We start from the raw sequence: 19,987 nt of genomic DNA on the forward strand, positions 1-19,987 counted from the left end.
AACGAGGCAGGGAGTAGATTATGAGTAAAGTTCGGTGGGGAATTATGAGCACGGCAAATATCGGAACCGAACTGGTGATCCCGGCGATGCAGCAGGGGGAATTGTGTGAGATCCACGCCATTGCCTCCCGGAACGGGGAGCGGGCCTCCGAAGTTGCTACAGAATTGGGTATTCCAGTGTCCTATAGTTCCTATGATGCGCTCCTGACAGATGTGGATGTCGAAGCTATTTATATTCCGCTGCCAAATCATTTACATGTGGAGTGGGCAAAGCGGGCGATCGAGGCCGGTAAGCATGTGTTGTGTGAAAAACCGTTAGGGTTAAATGCCGCTGAAGCCGACGATTTGCGCCAGTTTGCCTCGCAATACCCTGAGACAAAAGTGATGGAGGCCTTTATGTACCGGTTTCATCCGCAGATGGATCGGGTAAAAAAGCTCCTCAACGATGGCGCCATTGGCCAGATACAGACCATTCACTCGGAGTTTTCGTATTACAACACCGATCCGGACAATATCCGTAATATCCCCGAATACGGAGGGGGTGGTTTGATGGACATCGGTTGCTATTGTATTTCCATCTCTCGCTACCTGTATGAGGCCGAGCCCCGTAAGGTGTTTGGCAAGATGGACATAGACCCGGCCATGGGGACCGATTTCCGGACCTCCGGAATACTTGAATTCGACAAGGGGACAGCTACTTTTACCTGCGGAACACAACAGGCGGCTTTCCAGCATGCGAACATCATAGGTACCGAAGGTCGCATAGAAGTCGAAATGCCTTTTACACCCGCGGGAGACAAACCGGCGAGAATTTGGTATCACTATGATGGCCAGTCCGACGAAATACTGACAGAGCCGAAAAACCACTATACTCTGCAAGGCGATCTTTTTTCCGGAGCAATTCTGGATGATACACCGGTTCCGACTCCATTGGATGATGCCCTCCATAATATGATTGTGATCGACGGAGTCGTCGATAGTTCTAAAACCGGCGAATGGATTCCACTGGAATCCTGATTTTTTAAGTAACCCTGCGCTGAAATATTTTGGCGTACTGCCGCCTATCCTGACGTAAATAGCAGAGGTTTTTCCTTCCTGGGAAAGACGTTTACCTTTATCCTGCCATCAAGAAAACCCTGGCTGTAAAGCCGGAAGGTTCCATTTGTAATTTCTTGTGTAATTGCATGTAATATTCAAGTTGAAACCACTGTATCTCACTTCATTCGAAATTTTTACATGTGACAGCAAAGAATTGCTAATGCTCTCCAAAATTAAGCCGATAATAGGCGTAAACGTTCCCTGCGTTAGTAGGAATGGAGTGTCTAACCGCAGCAGACTGAGGAAGTTATGGATAAAAATGTATCGCACGAGCATCCTAATAAGGAAGAACCTTCAGGCGATCTGGCCGATGTCAGTAATGCACCGAAAATACCCGATGACGATTCCTCGGTCTCGCCGAAGGAAAAAAAACTCCAGCTGCTCCTGGAGCGGATAAAAGCCTCCCAGATTTCTTCGGTGAAGCGGGTTGTGAAGGAAATTGTACGGGTGATCAATGATCCCTCTTCCACAGCAAAGGACCTGAAGGAGATCATCGAACTCGATCCACCACTGACGGCCAAGGTGCTGCGGTTCGCCAACTCTGCCTATTTCGGGCGGGTACGCCGGATTAGTGAAATCCAGCAGGCTATTATCTGGATTGGATTCGATGCGCTGAAGGAGATTGCACTCAGTCAAAAAGTATGTGAACTCTTCGAGAAGGATGATACCAATTATGGGTATTCACGGCTGGAACTCTGGAAGCACAGCGTAGGTTCGGCTTTATTTGGAAAATTTATTTATCGGCGGGAATTTGGCAAACGTGGGGATGATATGTACGCCGCCGGACTCCTGCATGATATCGGCATCATTATCGAGGACCAGTTGCTGCATAATAAATTTCTAAGAATATTGAAAAGCCGGCAGGAAAATCGCCGTAATTTTCCGGACATTGAGCAGGAAGTTTTTGGCTATAATCACGCCGACATCGGGCAGGCCCTCACCAACAGCTGGGATTTACCGGATGAGCTGGTGGAAGCGGTGGGAATGCATCACAATCCTGACCTAGTGATGAACCAGGAATTTGAACGGATGACAATGACGCTATATATTTCCGATTACATTTGTCATAGAAACGAAATCGGATACACCGATGCGCCGTATCATAACGAGAAAGGCTTCCGGAAATACCTCAAGCGATTGAATATTCGAGGGAAGGCACTGGAATATATCACCAAGGAAGTAAAAACTGAGATACGAAAACTGGAAGATGACGGTTGGTTTCAATATGACCAGTGATGACCAGATGAATGATGCCAGTAAACAGGAACTCCTTGACCAGATCGAGTCGCTGGAGATTCAGTTAAAGCATATCACCAACGATCTGAAGTTGACTCGCAGGGAATACGAAAATTCGACCCGGGAATATTTCAAGATTTATACGAATCTTGAAGAAATGGTAAAAGAGCGTACTGCCGAGCTGGAGCACTCCAAACAAATTCTGGAACAAAAGGGACAGGAATTGCAGGTCATGCTGGATTCCTCGCCTGCACTCATCTTTTACAAAGATACGAAACGCCGGTATATCCGGGTGAATAAGCGGTTTGCGGAGACCATAGGTCTCCCGATTCAGGAGATTATAGGAAAAACATACACGGAGCTGATCCCCTCTGGCACGGATCACGGAGCGCAGTACGATCGATACGTCCTGGACTACGGAGAACCGGTTAAAAAACGGACGCAAATTATCGAAACCGCCACCGGAGAACGTCAGATAGTTATCGACAGAATCCCCTACCGGGATCTGAGCGACGAAGTGATCGGGATTATTGGATTCGCCCAGGATGTGACTGAGTTAAAAAAGGCGAAATCTGAAAAGCAGGATCTTGAAGATCAGCTCGTACAGGCGCAGAAGTTAGAGTCGATCGGTGTACTCGCCGGAGGTATTGCTCACGATTTTAATAATATTTTGGCGACGATTTCCGGTGCGACGCAATTTCTGGAATTGTACCAGGAGGACGAAAATCTGTCCAGATATACGGATATGATTAATGCCAGCATCACACGCGGTCAGTCTATTACCGATCGGGTTTTGTCATTTTCGCGATCGAATTCGCCACAGTTTAAGCCGTTCTCCGGCATCAGACATCTGGAAGGTATCAAAGAGATAATGGGACACACCCTCTCTCAGGATATCGCCATCGAGGTGGAATCGGATCTGGAAGATGTAAAACTTTTTGGCGATCCCAGTCAGCTACAACAGGTGATGTTAAATCTCTGCATCAACGCGGTTGATGCAATGCCGGATGGCGGTGAAATCCGTCTGGGTATTAAAGAGGCAGACCGGGAGTTGGTTGAAAAGTATGGAAGACCTGATGATTATGATTATTACTATATCACCGTATCCGATACCGGCACCGGAATAGAACCTGAAGAGCAATCCCGAATTTTTGAACCGTTTTACACAACAAAAGAGCCCGGCAAGGGAACCGGTCTTGGGCTTTCGGTAGCCTACCGGATCCTCCAACAACACAAGGGATGGATTGACGTTCGGAGCGAGGTTGGGGAAGGGACGACTTTTACCCTGGGGGTTCCCAGGGCGCCTGTCCAGACAGGGTCGTCCGAACTCGAAGATAAATCGGGAACCCTTGGAGGGCATGGTGAACATATTGTCTTGGTCGATGACGAGGCACCTCTATTACAGTTAGTCGCAGAACGTTTACAAATACACGGATATCGTATCTCCAGCGCTGAAGACGGAGAACGCGCCCTGGAAATCATTCATGAAATAGGCGATTCAGTAGATCTGGTCATTACGGATATCAAAATGCCTAACATGGACGGGATTGCATTGTACAGGCGGATTCATGCGATATACCCGGACCTCCGTTGCATGGCACTGACAGGTATTGTTGAGCAGAATAATGTGGAAAATGATGAGTCAGTCCGTTTTGATGCATTGCTGCAAAAGCCTATCAAATTCCAGGCACTGCTTGCCAAAATCCGCGAAGTACTTGACACGAATTCCAAAGCGTAAATCCATAATTATACAGACAGTCGTTTTGATATTTTTTGGTAACATTCGAATTCCAGTGAATGGGGTTCGCTCTCTCTCGGTACCTTCCGAATCTTGCCTGATATCATTCCATTTCCATTGAACTTCTTTACCCTTTCTTTGCAAATAATTGAAAATAATGGCTAAAGTTTTTTGGGACGATGTCGATATGATGAACAGCATGGTGTCCAATATAAACACGTGGTTTATTCGTGTGATAACTCTGGTAAAATCCTATGGAAAAGAGACAGCTTATTGTGGATGAACTCAACAGGCTTATCGAAGAAATCATTCTATTTGATCCCAACAGCGAAACTGATTTTAAGCACCTGCGTGGATTGCTTCAGGAGTTAGAGCAGTCGGTTTCTCCGGAGCAGCATAATGAACTCTCCAGATACCTCGACGAGATGATGGCAGAGAAATCCGTTGAGGGAATGGACGAGTCTATTCGGAAATTCCAGGAAAGTGTTGAATCGCTCCGACAATATTATACAACCGGAGGTACAGAAGATAGGTCGCTATCCGGTGAGCGGGAAAAGGCCGGGGAGGAGAAACCGGGGTATTTGAGTGAAACCGAATTGGTCGAAGATTTTTTGCAGGAAGGAGAGGAATACCTCCAGGTAGTGGAGGAAAATCTTATTGCGCTGGAGAATGCTCCTGGTGACACCGCACTCATAGATTCCATTTTTCGGCCATTCCACACCATCAAAGGTGTAGCAGGATTTCTTGGTTTATATGAGATTCAGGATTTTGCACACCTGTTTGAGGATTTACTAGAAGAGGTACGGAACGGATCATTATCACAGTCGCCAGAGCTGACGGATCTCATCCTCACAGGAGTTGATTCTCTCCGTGGCATGCTGGATGCCGTTGGTGAAAGCATGGAAGCCGGAGAGCATATTCCACATAACATCGATGTGGGCCATATAATTAATCAGGCCCGGGCTAAACTCGGTGGTGTATCTGTAGCGCACACTACAAAAACCGGCCAATCTGAGTCTCCTCATACAGAAAAAAATAGTGCTCCGGAATCCAGACCGGAAAATGAGCGCAATCCGGAAACGGAGGAAGCGACAACGAACCCGCCAGAAGAATCTGATGAAGATGACTTCGATGACCTTGGGGCTGATTTCCTGACCGACCCGGAATTGGTACAGGATTATCTGCAAGAAGGCGAAGATCACCTCCAGTCTATTGAGCAGCACCTAATCAAATGGGAAAACGACCCTGACAACCTGGAGTATGTGGACACCATCTTTCGGGGATTCCATACCATCAAAGGGGTGGCAGGATTTCTTAACCTTACAGACATTAACCGTGTCTCTCACGAATTCGAAAATTTACTGGACGAAGCCAGATCCGGAAACCTGAGTTTAACCACCGCGGTTACGGATGTTATTCTCAGCGGGGTGGATGCTCTGCGCGCAATGAATGGGGCGGTCGCAGAGAGCATAGAATCCGGGGAACGGGTTTCACACCCGGTTGATGTCGATAGCCTGTTATCCACGGTGCAAAAATTTGATCCGGAAGCGGAAAATAAATCGCCTGGAAAAGGTACCGTCTACACCGATACTCAAAAGGAAGCCTCTGTTAAAAACAATGCTGAGCCAGATAAGGTGGAGGAAAAACCGTCAGCTGATCCTTCGACCGGGAAAGATATACAGGAGAAAGCGGCGGCGCAACGCCGCCGATCAGGGGCTATCAAGGTGGAAACCGAGAAAATGGATTACCTGATCGATATGGTGGGAGAACTGGTAATTACACAGAATATGGTGGCACAAAACCGAATTGTCCGGGATACCGCTAACAAGCGATTGGCCGGCGACATGGCCCAGCTGAAACGAATTACCTCAACGCTGCAGAATATCTCGATGTCCCTCCGGATGATACCGATTGAAGCCACATTCCGCAAGATGCAGCGTATCGTTCGGGATCTCGCGCATAAATCGGGAAAACAGATAGAATTACGTCTTGAAGGTGAGCAGACGGAAATTGATAGAAATATGGTGGAAACCCTGTACGATCCACTGGTCCATATGGTCCGGAACGCCTGTGATCACGGTATCGAATTACCGGAAGAGAGAGAAGCCGCCGGAAAGGCTCCGGAGGGTGAAGTCATCCTGAATGCCTACCATAAGGGCGGGAATGTTGTCATTGAAATTTCAGACGATGGTGCGGGGTTGGACAAAGAAGCCATTATGGAAAAGGCGAGATCGCGGGACCTCCTCAATGAAGATGAGGTCCTCACCGACAGGCAAATTTATGAACTCCTGTTTCAGCCGGGATTTTCGACGGCCAAATCCGTCACCGATGTTTCCGGCCGTGGCGTTGGGATGGATGTGGTCAAGCGAACCATCGAAAAGCTCCGCGGTCAGATTGACGTGGAATCCAAACAGGGCGAAGGGTCAGCGTTCTACATTAAACTTCCGCTCACTCTGGCAATCATCGACGGAGTTATTGTTGAAGTTGGAACCGAGCGATACGTCATACCGACGCTATCCATAGAAGAATCCGTCCAGCCGTCTAAATCTGACTATAATTTTATTGCCGGGCGCGGAGAAACTATCATGGTGCGGGATAAGATATTTCCACTGGTCCGTCTGCATGACTTATTCGGTGTCAAAAACAGCATTACGGATCCATGGGAAGGGATAGTAATGCTCGTTGATGCCGGGGGCGAGAATATCGGCATCCTGGTTGATCAATTGGTGGATAAACAGGAGATCGTGATTAAATCCATGGGAGAACAATTACAGGCACTCCCGGGAATCAGCGGTGGGGCCATCCTTGGAGACGGGACAGTAGGGTTAATACTGGATGTCCCAAGCTTATTACAAATCCGGGATTCACGGCTTCGTGAAAGACACCACGCTAAGCGAAATGGAGATTCGCTCAACGGCGCAGATATAGAACCGGTAACTACAGCTGAAACTGAGGGAGCAGACGAAGCGACAGAATCTGTTCAATCGAAATAAATAGGTTTATGTGAGAAAAAAGGAGAGGAATGTTATGAGTAACACTGCAGAAGCCACGGCTGTCCAGGACTCCAAGCTGGAGCGGCTTGAAGGAAAATATATCACGTTTCACCTGGACGGCGAAGAATACGGAATCCCGATCCTGAACGTGCGGGAAATAATCGGCATGATGAAGGTTACGCCTGTACCGCGTACCCCAGAATTCGTTCGCGGCGTGGTGAATCTCCGTGGTAAGGTTATTCCGGTGATCGATTTGCGCACGCGGTTTGGGCTGGAGTTCAAGGAATCGGACGACAGAACACCTATTATTGTGGTAGAAATCGAAGGTGCCGAGACTATCGTGCAGATCGGGATTGTCGTTGATGCGGTCTCCGAGGTGATTCAGGTAACCGGTGAGGATATCGAAGAAACACCATCATTTGGCGTGGATGTAGACACAAAATTCATCCTCGGAATGGCCAAAGTCGCGGAGGGGATAAAAACTCTGCTGGATATAAATAAAGTCCTGACCAGCGAAGACCTGGTAGTCCTGGAAGCAACGGCTGAACAGTAGGCCGGCATTGTACCTATGATGTGGGAAACTTCAGGGAAATTTCAAAGCAACCGGTCAAAATACGGAAACATTGCAAATCCGGGCACGACTACGGATAGCACCGTAAATTATCTGACAGGGGCGGGAAGAGGAGAATGAATTCAGGAAAAGGTGTAAAGATTAGCGTCTACTTATGGGGAAGTGTTACCGTATTACTGGTATTGATGCTGCTAATTGGCGGAACGGGATTGTTGGGATTATCTGACATGGGGGAATCCCTGGAGGATGTGACCAGGGATCATTTGCCAATGCAGAATTATCTGCTTCAGGCGGACCGGGATCTGCAGCAATTATTAGTGGCGGAACGCTCTCTCTTCCTTGTGGAATTGAACAGCCGTCAGTTTAAAGAGTTTTTCGATACTTATGAAGAAAACATGCAGCAGTCAAAAGAACGGATGGCTGCATATAGCGAATTTATTACGACCACGAAAGAACAGAACCTGTATGACCAATACCGTCAGGCGCGGAAGGAGTGGAGCAGTACTTCAGCCCGGGTCATCCGGTTAGCCCAGACTGCCGACAGCAGCCAACGGGCTCAGGCGCTGGAGCTGTCGAATGGCAGCGGGATGGAGCAGTTTGCCAGGATGAGGAGTCACATCGATGAGTTGGAGAGGGTGAACGAGGAACTGATTACTGAAGCCCGGGAATTCGGGGAGCGCAGTTCCAGCCGCGCATCATTGGCGATAAATATTGTTACTCTGATTGCTTTACTCAGTGGGATGTTCATCGCCTGGTACATGAGCAGAAAAATCACAGCACCGGTTATCCATTCGGCCAATACATTGAAAGAGGGCGCTACACAGACGGTCGATGCGGCTGAACAATTCTCACAGTCGAGCGAAATCCTGTCGGAGGGCGCCACGGAACAGGCGGCTTCCGTGGAAGAAACCAGCGCGACACTCGAGCAACTGACGGCGATGTCGCGCCAGATGGCTGAAAACAGCGATGTGATCTATAAACTGATGACCTCCGATGCTGCCACCAACTTTCAGGTTATATCCGAACGAATGCAGGATATGAAAACCGCGTTGCGGAAAACGGTCGACGCAAGTAAAAAGACCGGTGACGTTATCAGAACTATTGATGAAATCGCATTCCAGACGAATCTTTTGGCATTGAACGCGTCGGTAGAGGCTGCCAGGGCCGGTGCGGCGGGACAGGGCTTTTCCGTGGTGGCAAACGAAGTGAGAAACCTTGCACAACGGGCGGCAGAGGCGGCACGAAAGACATCGGATTTGATCGCCAGCGCCAACGACCGCATTGAAGAGTCGGCCTCTTTGAATGAACAGGTGGAGGACGCCTTACAGAAAAATGAAAAAATCGCAAGAAAAGTTACGGAAATGGTAGATGAAGTGTCCACGGCATCCCGGGAACAGTCCCACGGAATTAAACAGATCTCCCAGGCTGTCAATCAGGTGGATGCGGTTGCCCAGCAAAATGCGGCCGAGGCGGAGGAGGCTGCTGCGGCTGCCAGGGAAATGAACTCTCGGGCGAAGGATCTTAGTATGGTAGTGGAAGATCTAGAAATACTGGCATACGGATCTGGGACTGCAAACGGGAAGAGCAGAGACGGTATGGAAAAGTCAAATAATGGATTATCAACGGCTGACGGAAAAATAAGGATGCGGTATTCGAGTGGGAATAAAGGGGAAAGAGACTGGATAGACAGCACAAATGGAGACAGCAAACAATCAGCGGTTTCGGAAGATATGTTCTATTCATGTGAATATGTGAGGCGGTAACGAATTATGTTAAAAAAGTTAAGTCTGGGTCAAAAGTTGACAGGTTTTTCCATCCTGTTCGGTGCAATGATTACGGTGGGGACCTTTATTGGCTGGTATGCCGTACAGGTTATTGAAAAAACCACTCAAGAAATTTCCTATGTGGAGTATCCGGCTGCAAACAGTATTACCAAGGCTGAGATACAAATACTTGCCCTGCAAAACGAGTTACATCGCCTGTTTAATACCTGGGAATCCGATGAAATTCACAGGGTTTCGGTTGAAATTCAGGAAACACACATCCCGAATATCAGGACCACCCTTCACGAATTAGAAAATAGCTCTTCTGACATAGTAAGGCGACAGGCAAAGCAGAGTGTTCCCCAAATCCGTGAAATACTCACTAAAATCGTCCCGGTTGAAGATATTCAGACTCAAATTCAAAGGTATAGTATGGTGGTGGATGGTCAGCCAGAGCCTATTCACCAAATACTGGAATCCAGGATAGTGAATCACCATAACTGGATGAAGGCACTGAAAACCGCGGTATCAGATCGCAAAAATTTTGCCGGGGAGCTTGATCCGAACCAATGCCAACTTGGGCAATTCCTTTTGGAGTTTACCACCGATAATGAGGAAATTCGGACACTCCTGACCTCGATCATCGATGTCCATGGTGAACTACACACGGCAGCTCAGCCGGCAGCAACCGTGGGAATGAGCATCAACACTTACCAGCAGCGGATAGAACCAATATATAAACAAATTGTCTCGCTATTGTCAGAGATGACCGACCTTACCAAAACTAAATACCAGCATGAGAATTCAAATAAACTGCGTGTAATGGCAGACTTGAATGCCGGGACCGGCGAGGCGACTAAGACATTGAATCAGCACAAAAAAGAGATCGGGGAATACATTGAAAACGTCCTGGCGTCTAACAGGTCCCTGTCATCAAACACCGGAAAATTGTTGCTTATCGCCGGGGCAATCGGGCTTTTTCTCATTGGAATAATGGGGTGGTTCCTGACTGGTTCCATTACCAGTCCCGTCAAAGAGGCAATCAGCCAATTGTCCGATGGTTCCATGTCCGTGAGCGGCGCTTCAACTCAAATCGCCGAAACCAGCCAGGTTGTGGCAGAAGGATCATCAAAGCAGGCAGCATCTCTGGAGCAGGTGAGTGTGAGTTTGGAAGAATTAAATGCCATGGCGCAGCAAAATGCTGATGGCGCAAACCAGGCGAATACTTTGGCAAAAGAGACCAAAGAAACCGCAAATCGCGGGAACCGGACAATGATAGAGATGCAGGAGGCGATTCACGAAGTTCGGGGTTCAGCTGAGGAGACCTCAAAAATTATCAAAACCATCGATGAGATTGCCTTTCAGACCAATCTGCTGGCGCTCAATGCTTCGGTAGAAGCCGCCCGGGCAGGAGAAGCTGGCCAGGGATTCGCCGTTGTGGCAAATGAGGTCAGGAACCTGGCACAGCGGGCGTCACAGGCAGCGAATTCAACTTCAGAATTATTGGAAAATTCGCTGGAAAATGCGGAACGCAGCGTCGAAATCGTCAAAAATATGGCGGCAGAACTCAATGAGATGGAAGAACGGACCATAAAGGTCAACGAACTGATAGGCGAAATTTCTGTCGCGTCCGGAGAACAACGCGATGGCGTCAGGGAGATCAGCGCTGCTGTGGCCCAAATAGACAAGGTAACGCAAGCGAATACCACAGAAGCTGAGGCTTCGAGCGAATCGGCGGGACAACTGAATAACGAAGCCGAATCCCTGTTAAACATTGTTCAGCGCCTGCAGACACTGGTATACGGCTTGAAAAAAGCGAATTATAACGATGGCGAGGCACGGACTTCCGGCCCTAATAACCAACACCTTCGTTCAAAGGCACATGAGTATTCTTCTAGAGATTCAGCACGAGCCAAAGATTCGGCAGAAGAATTGATTCCATTTGCCGGGAACGCCCAAAAAACCTCCCGAGAATTTTCTGAATTTTAAAATCACCATTTAGCAATGTCAGGATAAGGTTACCGTCAAAAGCCTCGTATCCCCGTGAACTGCCCTCTGGTTGATTCGTCTGTTCAACACTGTCTATTATAATTTCTTCAGAAATCCCGGTTGAAGTCTTTAGAATTTTACTGGTGTTTTCTTCAGTCAAAATTGTAAATTAACAAACTCCATTTCCCCGCAATCAATTTGCTAAATATGGACTGCTTAACCGGTTCTCAGATGACTATCAAACATGAATGACTCAATGACTGGATTCTGGATAATTAGCACCCGTGGTGTCATCCATTCAATAGATAACGTAACCCGACAGTACTTCGGTACCGCTGCTGACGATTTAATCGGTTTGTCGGTGTTTAAATTGTTGCTGGAAAACGCTTGTGCCGATCTTACGCAGTTTTTAATTGAGAAGGAAGGTTCTGACTTATCCAAAAAAACGTCGCTGGAATTTTATGGCAGATACCAGAATTCAAAATTATCGCTGCGGGTTATTCAGGGCTATTCCGGTGAATCTCCACCGGACAGGCTCATCTGCATCGTCAAAATAGGAACCCACCAATCGATGCTGCCGGAGTCAGGTGGATTTGAACACCTTAGTATTCCTGGTAATATCGAGATTTTGAATTATATCGAGTTAGGGATATGTCGGGTCGATGAGCATGGGCAGATTATTGAATCAGGTACTTTTTGTAACACAATGTTCGGCCAGGAAAAGGGTAACGGATTAGTGGGGCAGTCGATAATCGATATGGGCATCGTGACGCCAACCTGGTGGCAAAAGTATACCCAAAAGGATAACGATGGAAAAGTGTTCTCCGATATTCGTTCGGTTCGTGTATTACCAAAAGACCGGATGCGGTATTTCCGTATTACAGGTCACCAGGAAATTCCCGGGGGAACACGGCCCGTGTACCGGTTATTTTTTCAGGATATTACGGTGGTCAAAGAATTAGAGCGGGAACTGCTTCAGGCACAAAAGATGGAGGCGGCAGGTCGATTATCCAGCGGGATTGCCCATGATTTTAAGAATATCATGAATGCCATAATTGGCTACACGCAATTACTGCAGATGGATGACCTGGTGCGGTCAGACCAGCAGTCACATAAAAACTTACTCAGGATACTGGAAATGAGCCATCGGGCGGTAGACCTCGTCCAAAAGCTGTCCAGGTTTACACGACAGCCTGATCCAGGTAATTCCAGATGTCAGGTGAACGGCGCGATTCAGGAGGTGGCGGAAATGCTGAAACATACCACCTCCAAAGAATTGAATATCCATATCAATTTTGACTCGGAGTACGTCACCGCCAAAATTAATCCGGTGGAGTTTCAACAGGTATTGATGAACCTGGCGCTTAATGCCTGGGATGCCATGGAGGATTCCAAAGAACTCTTTATTCAGACCAAATCCGTTCAATTCGACGAGGAGATGGAATGTTATCCACTGAATGTCTTGCCCGGGGAATACGTGAAAGTCGATATCCAGGATCACGGGATGGGCATGGATGAGCGCACACTCCGCCGGGTCTTCGATCCTTTTTACACCACGAAGCAGGCAGAGAAGGGCACCGGGCTCGGTTTAGCTATCACAAAATCCATTTTGGAGAATTATCATTCAGGGGTTCACGTGGAATCAGAGCCCGGCAAGGGAACGACATTCTCGTTATATATGCCCCGCTACACAGAAGATCACGCAAAAAGTGACCGGATCATTGATCCCGGTTTCAATTACGCCCTGAAAGAAGTGTTCACCATTCTGGTTGTCGATGATGAATTGCATCTCCGGGAAATGCAGGAACAGTTTTTAACTTCCCTTGGGCAAAACGTATTGACGGCTGAAGATGGCCGGAAAGGGCTCGATTTCTGTGAAGTGCATAGCGATATCATCGATTTGATACTGTTGGATATAAAGATGCCACGGATGACAGGCGTCGAGATGCTCAGAAATCTCCGTAAATTTGAACCCGACATCCCGGTGTTAATTGTCACCGGGTACATTACAGAAGAAGAAAAGCGCGAATGCCAAAATTTTGGCGTGGCTGGTTTTCTGGAAAAACCGTATTCATTTAATAACCTGACTGATCGCCTCATTCGTATATTATCCGATCGTACCCCCAAGCAACAAATTGTTAGTTAATTTGAATCTTCCAAATCAACGGTTTTTCTCTCTTAATTTTTATTGAATCCTGCCGATAATAGGTATGAAACTGTAGGGGAGGACTATCTATGCCGCAACGCAGGTACCGGGCTACGCATGAATGATTCGATAGCAACAGTCACACTTTCAGATAAAGAATTTCAAAAAATCCGGGATCTAGTGTACGAAAAGGCGGGGATTAATTTACATGAGGGTAAAAAGACGCTCGTTCAGGCTCGGCTCGGAAAAATAATCCGGCGGGATAAACTGGCCGGATTCAACGAATATTACCGCCGGATCATCCATGATCGGACTGGCAACAAGCTGGTTGAACTGCTGGATACCATTTCGACAAACCATACGTATTTTTTCCGGGAAGAGGATCATCTTCAGTGGTTGAACAGGACAATTCTTCCAGAAATCACTGAACTGGACAAGATTCGGGAGGAAAAGGAGATGCGGGTCTGGAGTGCCGGATGTTCGACGGGGGAGGAACCGTACACACTGGCTCTTCATATATTGGATAATTGTCAGTTTCCTGAGAAATACCGGCTGAAAATTCTGGCGACGGATTTATCGACCAAGGTGATCCGGATTGCAGAACAAGGTGTCTATCCTGAAGAGAAAGTCCGGACAGTCCCTAGGGCAGTCCTGCTGAAGTATTTCTCCAAAGGTAAGGGGAAGTCCGCCGGCTATTACAGGGTTCAGGAGCACATACGACAATTGATCACATTCCGGAAGTTGAATTTGTTGGATACTTTTCCATTCAGGAAGCAGTTTGCTCTGGTCTTCTGCCGGAACGTGATGATTTACTTTGACAGGCAGGTACAAGAACGTGTTGTGCAAAAGATGTTTGATGTGCTTATGCCAGGCGGGTATTTCGTCGTTGGGCACTCGGAAAGCCTGAGCGGTGTGACGCACGATTTCTCATACATCGCGCCAACGATATACAAGAAACCACTTTGATTCGATTCTGAGGATGAATAGTCGTACCGCTATAAAATTAAAAGAGCATATTGTGGATATCGCTGACATCAAAGTCTCGAATAATCCCGGTGAAGTGCTCGTGACTTTCGCTCTGGGTTCTTGCCTGGGGATTGCTGTATATGATCCCGGGGTAAAAGTCGCAGGACTAGCACATATAATGCTCCCCGACTCGGCAATCGAAGACGGGAATACCTCAACAAATCTGAATAAATACATCGACACAGGCGTCCCGGTGTTATATAAGAAAATGTATACACTCGGCGCCAAGAAAGAGCGGATAAAAAACGCAATTATCGGTGGCAGTAAAATTATGGATGATCAGAATTTTTTTAATATCGGGAACAAGAATTACGCCGCTCTCCGCAAGGTGTTTTGGAAAAATAACGTGCTCATCCATAAGAAACATGTCGGAGGGCGAATTAACCGGACTGTACGGATAGAAGTTGCGACAGGGAAAATTACGTTAAAACTCAGCTCCGGAGAGACTATTCAATTATGATTAAAATCCGGCAAATAAAAGAGGAAGTGACGAGCTTGCCACCGTTCCGACAAACTATCATGAAAGCGCGGAGTATGCTGGCTGATTCATCGGTTAACGCCAGTGAATTGGCGGAGGTGCTGAAGTTTGATGTGGGGATCACGACGAATATCCTGAAGATTTGCAATTCCCCGTATTACGGACTCGTTAAAACGGTCAATAGTCTACAGCAGGCGATTGTGGTACTCGGACACCGGGAGCTCAGGAAACTGCTGACGCTAAGTGGCTCTCTGACATACTTTGAAGGGAAACAGCCCGGATACGAAGGAGAATACGGAGAATTGTGGCGGCATTCCATCGCCACGGCGCTGTTGGCTCAGGCCATCGGAGCAAAAACCGATAATAAAGATGATGATTTGTTTGTAGCCGGACTATTACACGACGTCGGTAAGCTGATCCTCAGTCATTATGTCCGGGATGAGTACGCGGGCATAGTGGAATTGGTGGCCGAGAAGGGGTATGCTTTTGACGAGGCGGAACAGGAAGTACTGGGTATTGATCACGCATTAGTCGGGAAAATTGTCCTGGAGGAATGGAACTTCTCCCAAAATATCGTGAATGCGGCGTCCTGTCATCATGCGTTTGAGGTTGAGATGCCATCTTCGGTCCTGGCCGTTGCGCTCGCCGATCGGTTATCGTCTATTATGGGCGCCGGGACCCTCAACGACGGAATGGCCTATCACGGGACTGTGGAATTAAGTCAGCATTTTGGTTTAACCGGTGATGATGTTGAAATGCTTTTGGCCCACACAGCCGAAAACCTTGCCAATATAAAAATGACGTACGAGCAGAATTAAATGATCGGAGAATGAGAACGGTGGCCTATAATATACTGATTGTTGATGACTCGTCGTCCATGCGTAAAGTCATGACTAAAATCATCAAAATGTCAAATTTCCCCATTGGCGAATATCATGAAGCCGAAAATGGGGTGGAGGGGTTGGAAGTTTGCCAGGAAAACTGGATCGATGTTATTGTCACTGATATCAATATGCCAGAGATGGATGGGCTGACATTCATCCAAAAGTTACAGGCGGATCCTGCGTTAAAGATGATCCCTGTTGTCGTAGTGAGTACAGAAGGTCGGACGGCGGTGGTGGAACAGGCCAGAAAACTGGGAGTGGTACAATATCTGCAAAAGCCATTTCAACCCGAACTAATTTCAAATACTTTAAAAGAACTACTGGGAGAAAATTCCCATGGAACCGAAACTCTCGATACTGAAGAAGTTGACTTTTGAAATCCTGGAGGATATGTGTTTTCTGCTGGAAACGGCGCCAGAGATAAGCCGGCAGGACTTCGAGTCCCCCCGGTCAATTAAAATTGAATGTGGCCAGGAATATGTAGTCATCGTAACGGTTGACGAAAACCTTTCCGTTACTATTGCCGAAAATTTAATGGGCATCCCTGCAAAGAAATTAAATCGGGAGTTAGTCCAGTCTGCCGTACAGGAAGTTACCAATATGATAGGGGGCAACTTTATGAATCAAATGGAGATGGCCACTGATGCCAAATTGTCCATCCCCGCTCCGATTACCGATGGTGACATGGAACAGTATCTAAAACCGGAAAACGCAGTCAATTCGACAACACTTTACATTAATAACTATCCATTGGATCTAACCATTATCGAGCAGCGAAAATGATACGTGTCTTGATTGTCGACGATTCCGCTATCGTGCGGAAGATATTTACCGAAGAGTTGGAAAAAGAGGCAGATATCGAAGTAGTAGGCACCGCCATGGATCCGTACGTGGCGCGCGACAAGATCGTAAAATCCAAACCAGATGTCATCACCCTTGATCTGGAAATGCCCCGGATGGACGGCCTGACGTTTCTCCGGAAACTCATGCGGTACTATCCAGTGCCCGTGATTGTTGTCAGCTCCCTGACCCAAGATAAAAGCCGCCTGGCACTCCAGGCCGTTGAATCCGGTGCGGTTGAGGTGCTGTCCAAACCGGGTTCAAGCTATTCAGTAGGGGAGCTAAGTAAGGAATTATCCCACAAAATACGAGCAGCAGCAGCAACTCAGGTCTCAAAAATCCAGACAAAAGCAGCTTCACAGGAAGTCCGGCCAGCTGTCGGGATCCGGCCATCGCCGTTACTGGATACCACAACCAACAAAATATTAGCAATCGGTGCCTCCACCGGCGGAACCGAAGCCATCAAGAGAATTCTGACTGCATTGCCACCAAACTCTCTCGGCACAGTGATCGTTCAGCATATGCCTCCAAAGTTTACCACCGCCTTCTCAGAGCGACTCAACTCCCTGTGCCCATTCGAAGTGAAAGAAGCCGCTCCCGGGGATTCCGTTTATCCCGGGCGGGCATTGATTGCACCCGGGAACTACCACATGCTGCTTCGACGGAGTGGTGCAAAATATTACGTCGACATTAAACAGGGGCCACGAATTCATCATCAGCGACCGGCAGTGGATATTTTGTTTAAATCCGTAGCTAGATCTGCCGGTAAAAACGCGTTGGGGATCCTGTTAACAGGGATGGGCTCTGATGGTGCTGAGGGTTTATTGGATATGAAAGAGTCCGGTGCCCATACTATCACACAGGATGAAAAATCCTGCATTGTGTACGGGATGCCGGCGGAGGCCGTTAAACTTGGTGCTTCCCAAATGAGCGCATCGCTGGATGATATTGCCGGCCTGGTTATTGCCCATTTTTCCACCACCAATACATCCAAAACCCCCTCTGCCTGAACAAGTCGTGTGGATTTATTCGGAAGGCTACAAGTTTTCGCAGGCATATAATTTGCAATGAATATGGTACCGGACACGCAACAGAGCAAACAGAAAATGCCTGCTCTCTTGGATTACTAAGGCCTGAAGCCTTGTCCTCAAAATTTATTCATTGAGATAAACAGGAAAAAATTACCGGAAAAAAATGATAATGGAAGAAAATTCCTTCATGCCGCTTGATCAAATTACTCAACAGGATGGCGAAGAAGTGCTCCTCCAATCGCGCAATAATAAAATCCTGAAAAAAGGAAGTGTCACAAAAAAAAGCAGACGAGTAATCCAGCATGAAGAACAACACAGTTCCAGGAACTTCGAATGTAAACCAGTGATGGAAAACGGTGTTGTCATTGCGATAGATATACAATGTGATTGCGGAAACGAAGAACGAATCACGCTGGAATATGAATCCACCGAGTAAAAACCAGATCTCTCTGCCGCCCGGCCTTGGACTTGCTGAAAGGGAGGGAAAGTACACCCTCTCGCTCACAGGTAATCCGGAAAAACAGGCCGAGCAGATTCTTGGCTGGATCATTTCCGCAGAGATTGTCGGACTCGATATTCCACTCTTGTCCAAAATATTCCTTAACAAATATTCCAATGATATAAAAGAGCCCATCCCAATCGGTACGGTTCTGCAGCACTTTCGTGCTGAAACGGAACAGCTGATGAAAGTCGAGATTGCGGACGATGAGATGCGGGCATGGATACACGTTAAAGCACCACCAGCCGGTGTACCGTTGACCGCCGATGACTGCCTGTTCTATCTACTGCAGAACGGCGTGAAAGCAGGTTTTCAGGCCAGGGCAATTGAGAAGGCGCTCCAGGGGGACCTCCCTATTTACAAACTGGTTGCGGCCATAGGTCAACCGGCCCGATCCGGTGAAGATGGGGAAATTTTATACCATGATGCATTGAACGGGGAGGAGGCGTCAAATTCCTGGCACCCCTTTAATGTCGTCACCGTACATGAAAACGAAATTTTGGCACAAAAGCTTCCGGCAGTATCGGGGGAGGTTGGATTCACCGTTCTCGGAAAACATCTGGATGCATCTGTCCTGGATCCGGAATTTCCGCCGGGAGAAAATACGTACGTTGCGGACGACGGGTTAACCCTTTATGCAAGTACCGATGGATATATCTACTGGGAACAGGATGAATTATCGGTGCGCGAGGTGCTGCGAATTTCAGGTGATGTGGATTTTAATTCCGGCAATATTGATTATTGCGGTAGTATCCTGGTGGAGGGAGATATTCGGTCAGGGCATTCCGTTCGCTCAGAGAACAGTATTGAGGTACGGGGATGCATTGAAGGCGCTGACGTAACAGCCGGAGAAGACATTAATATCAAGAGTGGGATCAATGGGCTGGAACACTCTCAGGTGACGTCGGGTGGTAACGTTTCGGTAGATTATATCCAGGATGCAACCATCGAAGCCGGCGGTTCTGTGACGGTACACCGATATATCTCCCGGGGCAATATTCAGGCAAAGGGAAAAATTATCGTGGAAGGCCATGCCGGTCTGATCCGCGGCGGCACAACCTGGAGCGAAACCCAAATCCGGATGAATGTAGCTGGTTCAACGGCCTGTATTCCCACCACGTTTATCATTCGGCCGAATCTGACGAAAGCCCAACTGCAACAGCTGGAATCAATTCAACAGAAACTTGCCGGAGTAGAGCAAACCCAAAACCAGGTTCGGCGGCGACTGGAATATCTGACGCTGCTTGAAAAACGGCAACGACGACTCGACGCAAACCATCGCAACGAGGCAGAATTGCATGCGGATAAACTGGTGAGTCTTTCAGAAGAGATTGTCCATCTGCAAAATGAACTGGAAACCATCCAATCGGTACGGACCAGAGCACTGGAAAGCGAAGTCCCGTTTATTGTGATTCATAATAAAATTTATCCGGGAGTGCGGTTTATTATCGGCAACCATGAACTGCTCATCCAGGAAGAAATTCCAGGTGGTGTTGTCCATTTGATTAACGATCAATTGTTTATTAGACGAAATATTGAATATCAAAAGAGAAAAACACAGTATTCATTTGAAAGGAACATTGATTTCTGAATGACTTCTCTATATAATATGACAGGGAAAAAAGAAGCTGGTATCATAAATAGCCAGACTGACCCTGTTAGTCGATCCCGCCACGTTACAGGAGGAAGATCATCC

The 19,987-nt window shown here is 47.5% G+C and carries 16 protein-coding genes; all 16 read left to right on the forward strand.

The window, feature by feature from the left end; translation table 11 throughout:
* The first annotated feature begins 20 nt into the window (after positions 1 to 20).
* Positions 21 to 1,016: a Gfo/Idh/MocA family oxidoreductase gene (locus K9N57_01375; protein ID MCF7802816.1), complete on the forward strand. Its 996-nt coding sequence runs from the start codon at positions 21 to 23 to the stop codon at positions 1,014 to 1,016.
* Positions 1,017 to 1,346: 330 nt separating this feature from the next.
* Complete coding sequence (locus K9N57_01380) at positions 1,347 to 2,333, forward strand: HDOD domain-containing protein (protein ID MCF7802817.1); 987 nt, start codon at positions 1,347 to 1,349, stop codon at positions 2,331 to 2,333.
* Entirely contained in the window at positions 2,323 to 4,071 is a 1,749-nt protein-coding gene (locus K9N57_01385; protein MCF7802818.1) for a response regulator, read from the forward strand. Before K9N57_01380 ends, K9N57_01385 begins: the two co-directional genes overlap by 11 nt.
* A 254-nt stretch (positions 4,072 to 4,325) precedes the next feature.
* Positions 4,326 to 7,064, forward strand: coding sequence for a chemotaxis protein CheA (locus K9N57_01390; protein MCF7802819.1), 2,739 nt, complete (start codon positions 4,326 to 4,328; stop codon positions 7,062 to 7,064).
* Positions 7,065 to 7,098: 34 nt separating this feature from the next.
* On the forward strand, positions 7,099 to 7,617 hold the full coding sequence (locus K9N57_01395) for a chemotaxis protein CheW (GenBank protein ID MCF7802820.1): 519 nt from the start codon (positions 7,099 to 7,101) through the stop codon (positions 7,615 to 7,617).
* A 134-nt stretch (positions 7,618 to 7,751) separates the two neighbouring features.
* Positions 7,752 to 9,398, forward strand: coding sequence for an MCP four helix bundle domain-containing protein (locus tag K9N57_01400; GenBank protein ID MCF7802821.1), 1,647 nt, complete (start codon positions 7,752 to 7,754; stop codon positions 9,396 to 9,398).
* Positions 9,399 to 9,404: 6 nt separating this feature from the next.
* On the forward strand, positions 9,405 to 11,387 hold the full coding sequence (locus K9N57_01405) for a hypothetical protein (protein MCF7802822.1): 1,983 nt from the start codon (positions 9,405 to 9,407) through the stop codon (positions 11,385 to 11,387).
* A 244-nt stretch (positions 11,388 to 11,631) separates the two neighbouring features.
* A complete protein-coding gene (locus tag K9N57_01410; GenBank protein ID MCF7802823.1) occupies positions 11,632 to 13,533 on the forward strand; it encodes a response regulator in 1,902 nt (633 codons plus the stop codon).
* A gap of 117 nt (positions 13,534 to 13,650) precedes the next feature.
* Positions 13,651 to 14,499, forward strand: a complete 849-nt coding sequence (locus tag K9N57_01415; GenBank protein ID MCF7802824.1) for a protein-glutamate O-methyltransferase — start codon at positions 13,651 to 13,653, stop codon at positions 14,497 to 14,499.
* 13 nt (positions 14,500 to 14,512) lie between these two features.
* The gene (locus K9N57_01420; GenBank protein MCF7802825.1) at positions 14,513 to 15,019 is read left to right on the forward strand and encodes a chemotaxis protein CheD; all 507 of its coding nucleotides are present in this window, start codon (positions 14,513 to 14,515) and stop codon (positions 15,017 to 15,019) included.
* Complete coding sequence (locus K9N57_01425; protein MCF7802826.1) at positions 15,016 to 15,855, forward strand: HDOD domain-containing protein; 840 nt, start codon at positions 15,016 to 15,018, stop codon at positions 15,853 to 15,855. The genes K9N57_01420 and K9N57_01425 overlap by 4 nt, the downstream gene beginning before the upstream one ends.
* Positions 15,856 to 15,875: 20 nt before the next feature.
* A complete protein-coding gene (locus tag K9N57_01430; protein ID MCF7802827.1) occupies positions 15,876 to 16,298 on the forward strand; it encodes a response regulator in 423 nt (140 codons plus the stop codon).
* Complete coding sequence (locus K9N57_01435) at positions 16,258 to 16,704, forward strand: chemotaxis protein CheX (GenBank protein MCF7802828.1); 447 nt, start codon at positions 16,258 to 16,260, stop codon at positions 16,702 to 16,704. Before K9N57_01430 ends, K9N57_01435 begins: the two co-directional genes overlap by 41 nt.
* Positions 16,701 to 17,771, forward strand: coding sequence for a chemotaxis response regulator protein-glutamate methylesterase (locus K9N57_01440; protein ID MCF7802829.1), 1,071 nt, complete (start codon positions 16,701 to 16,703; stop codon positions 17,769 to 17,771). Before K9N57_01435 ends, K9N57_01440 begins: the two co-directional genes overlap by 4 nt.
* A gap of 190 nt (positions 17,772 to 17,961) precedes the next feature.
* Entirely contained in the window at positions 17,962 to 18,228 is a 267-nt protein-coding gene (locus tag K9N57_01445) for a hypothetical protein (protein ID MCF7802830.1), read from the forward strand.
* Positions 18,212 to 19,882 carry a FapA family protein gene (locus K9N57_01450; GenBank protein MCF7802831.1) on the forward strand — a complete coding sequence of 557 codons (1,671 nt, stop codon included), beginning with the start codon at positions 18,212 to 18,214 and terminating at the stop codon, positions 19,880 to 19,882. The genes K9N57_01445 and K9N57_01450 overlap by 17 nt, the downstream gene beginning before the upstream one ends.
* Positions 19,883 to 19,987 lie beyond the last annotated feature (105 nt).

The sequence above is a fragment of the Candidatus Neomarinimicrobiota bacterium genome (genome assembly GCA_021734025.1).
Taxonomy (GTDB): domain Bacteria; phylum Fidelibacterota; class JAANXI01; order JAANXI01; family JAANXI01; genus JAANXI01.

Excerpts from the sequence above, each read along its gene's own strand:
- K9N57_01375 (MCF7802816.1), top strand. The coding sequence starts at position 21 with ATGAGTAAAGTTCGGTGGGGAATTATGAGCACGGCAAATATCGGAACC.
- K9N57_01380 (MCF7802817.1), top strand. The coding sequence starts at position 1,347 with ATGGATAAAAATGTATCGCACGAGCATCCTAATAAGGAAGAACCTTCA.
- K9N57_01385 (MCF7802818.1), top strand. The coding sequence starts at position 2,323 with ATGACCAGTGATGACCAGATGAATGATGCCAGTAAACAGGAACTCCTT.
- K9N57_01390 (MCF7802819.1), top strand. The coding sequence starts at position 4,326 with ATGGAAAAGAGACAGCTTATTGTGGATGAACTCAACAGGCTTATCGAA.
- K9N57_01395 (MCF7802820.1), top strand. The coding sequence starts at position 7,099 with ATGAGTAACACTGCAGAAGCCACGGCTGTCCAGGACTCCAAGCTGGAG.
- K9N57_01400 (MCF7802821.1), top strand. The coding sequence starts at position 7,752 with ATGAATTCAGGAAAAGGTGTAAAGATTAGCGTCTACTTATGGGGAAGT.
- K9N57_01405 (MCF7802822.1), top strand. The coding sequence starts at position 9,405 with ATGTTAAAAAAGTTAAGTCTGGGTCAAAAGTTGACAGGTTTTTCCATC.
- K9N57_01410 (MCF7802823.1), top strand. The coding sequence starts at position 11,632 with ATGAATGACTCAATGACTGGATTCTGGATAATTAGCACCCGTGGTGTC.
- K9N57_01415 (MCF7802824.1), top strand. The coding sequence starts at position 13,651 with ATGAATGATTCGATAGCAACAGTCACACTTTCAGATAAAGAATTTCAA.
- K9N57_01420 (MCF7802825.1), top strand. The coding sequence starts at position 14,513 with ATGAATAGTCGTACCGCTATAAAATTAAAAGAGCATATTGTGGATATC.
- K9N57_01425 (MCF7802826.1), top strand. The coding sequence starts at position 15,016 with ATGATTAAAATCCGGCAAATAAAAGAGGAAGTGACGAGCTTGCCACCG.
- K9N57_01435 (MCF7802828.1), top strand. The coding sequence starts at position 16,258 with ATGGAACCGAAACTCTCGATACTGAAGAAGTTGACTTTTGAAATCCTG.
- K9N57_01440 (MCF7802829.1), top strand. The coding sequence starts at position 16,701 with ATGATACGTGTCTTGATTGTCGACGATTCCGCTATCGTGCGGAAGATA.
- K9N57_01445 (MCF7802830.1), top strand. The coding sequence starts at position 17,962 with ATGGAAGAAAATTCCTTCATGCCGCTTGATCAAATTACTCAACAGGAT.
- K9N57_01450 (MCF7802831.1), top strand. The coding sequence starts at position 18,212 with ATGAATCCACCGAGTAAAAACCAGATCTCTCTGCCGCCCGGCCTTGGA.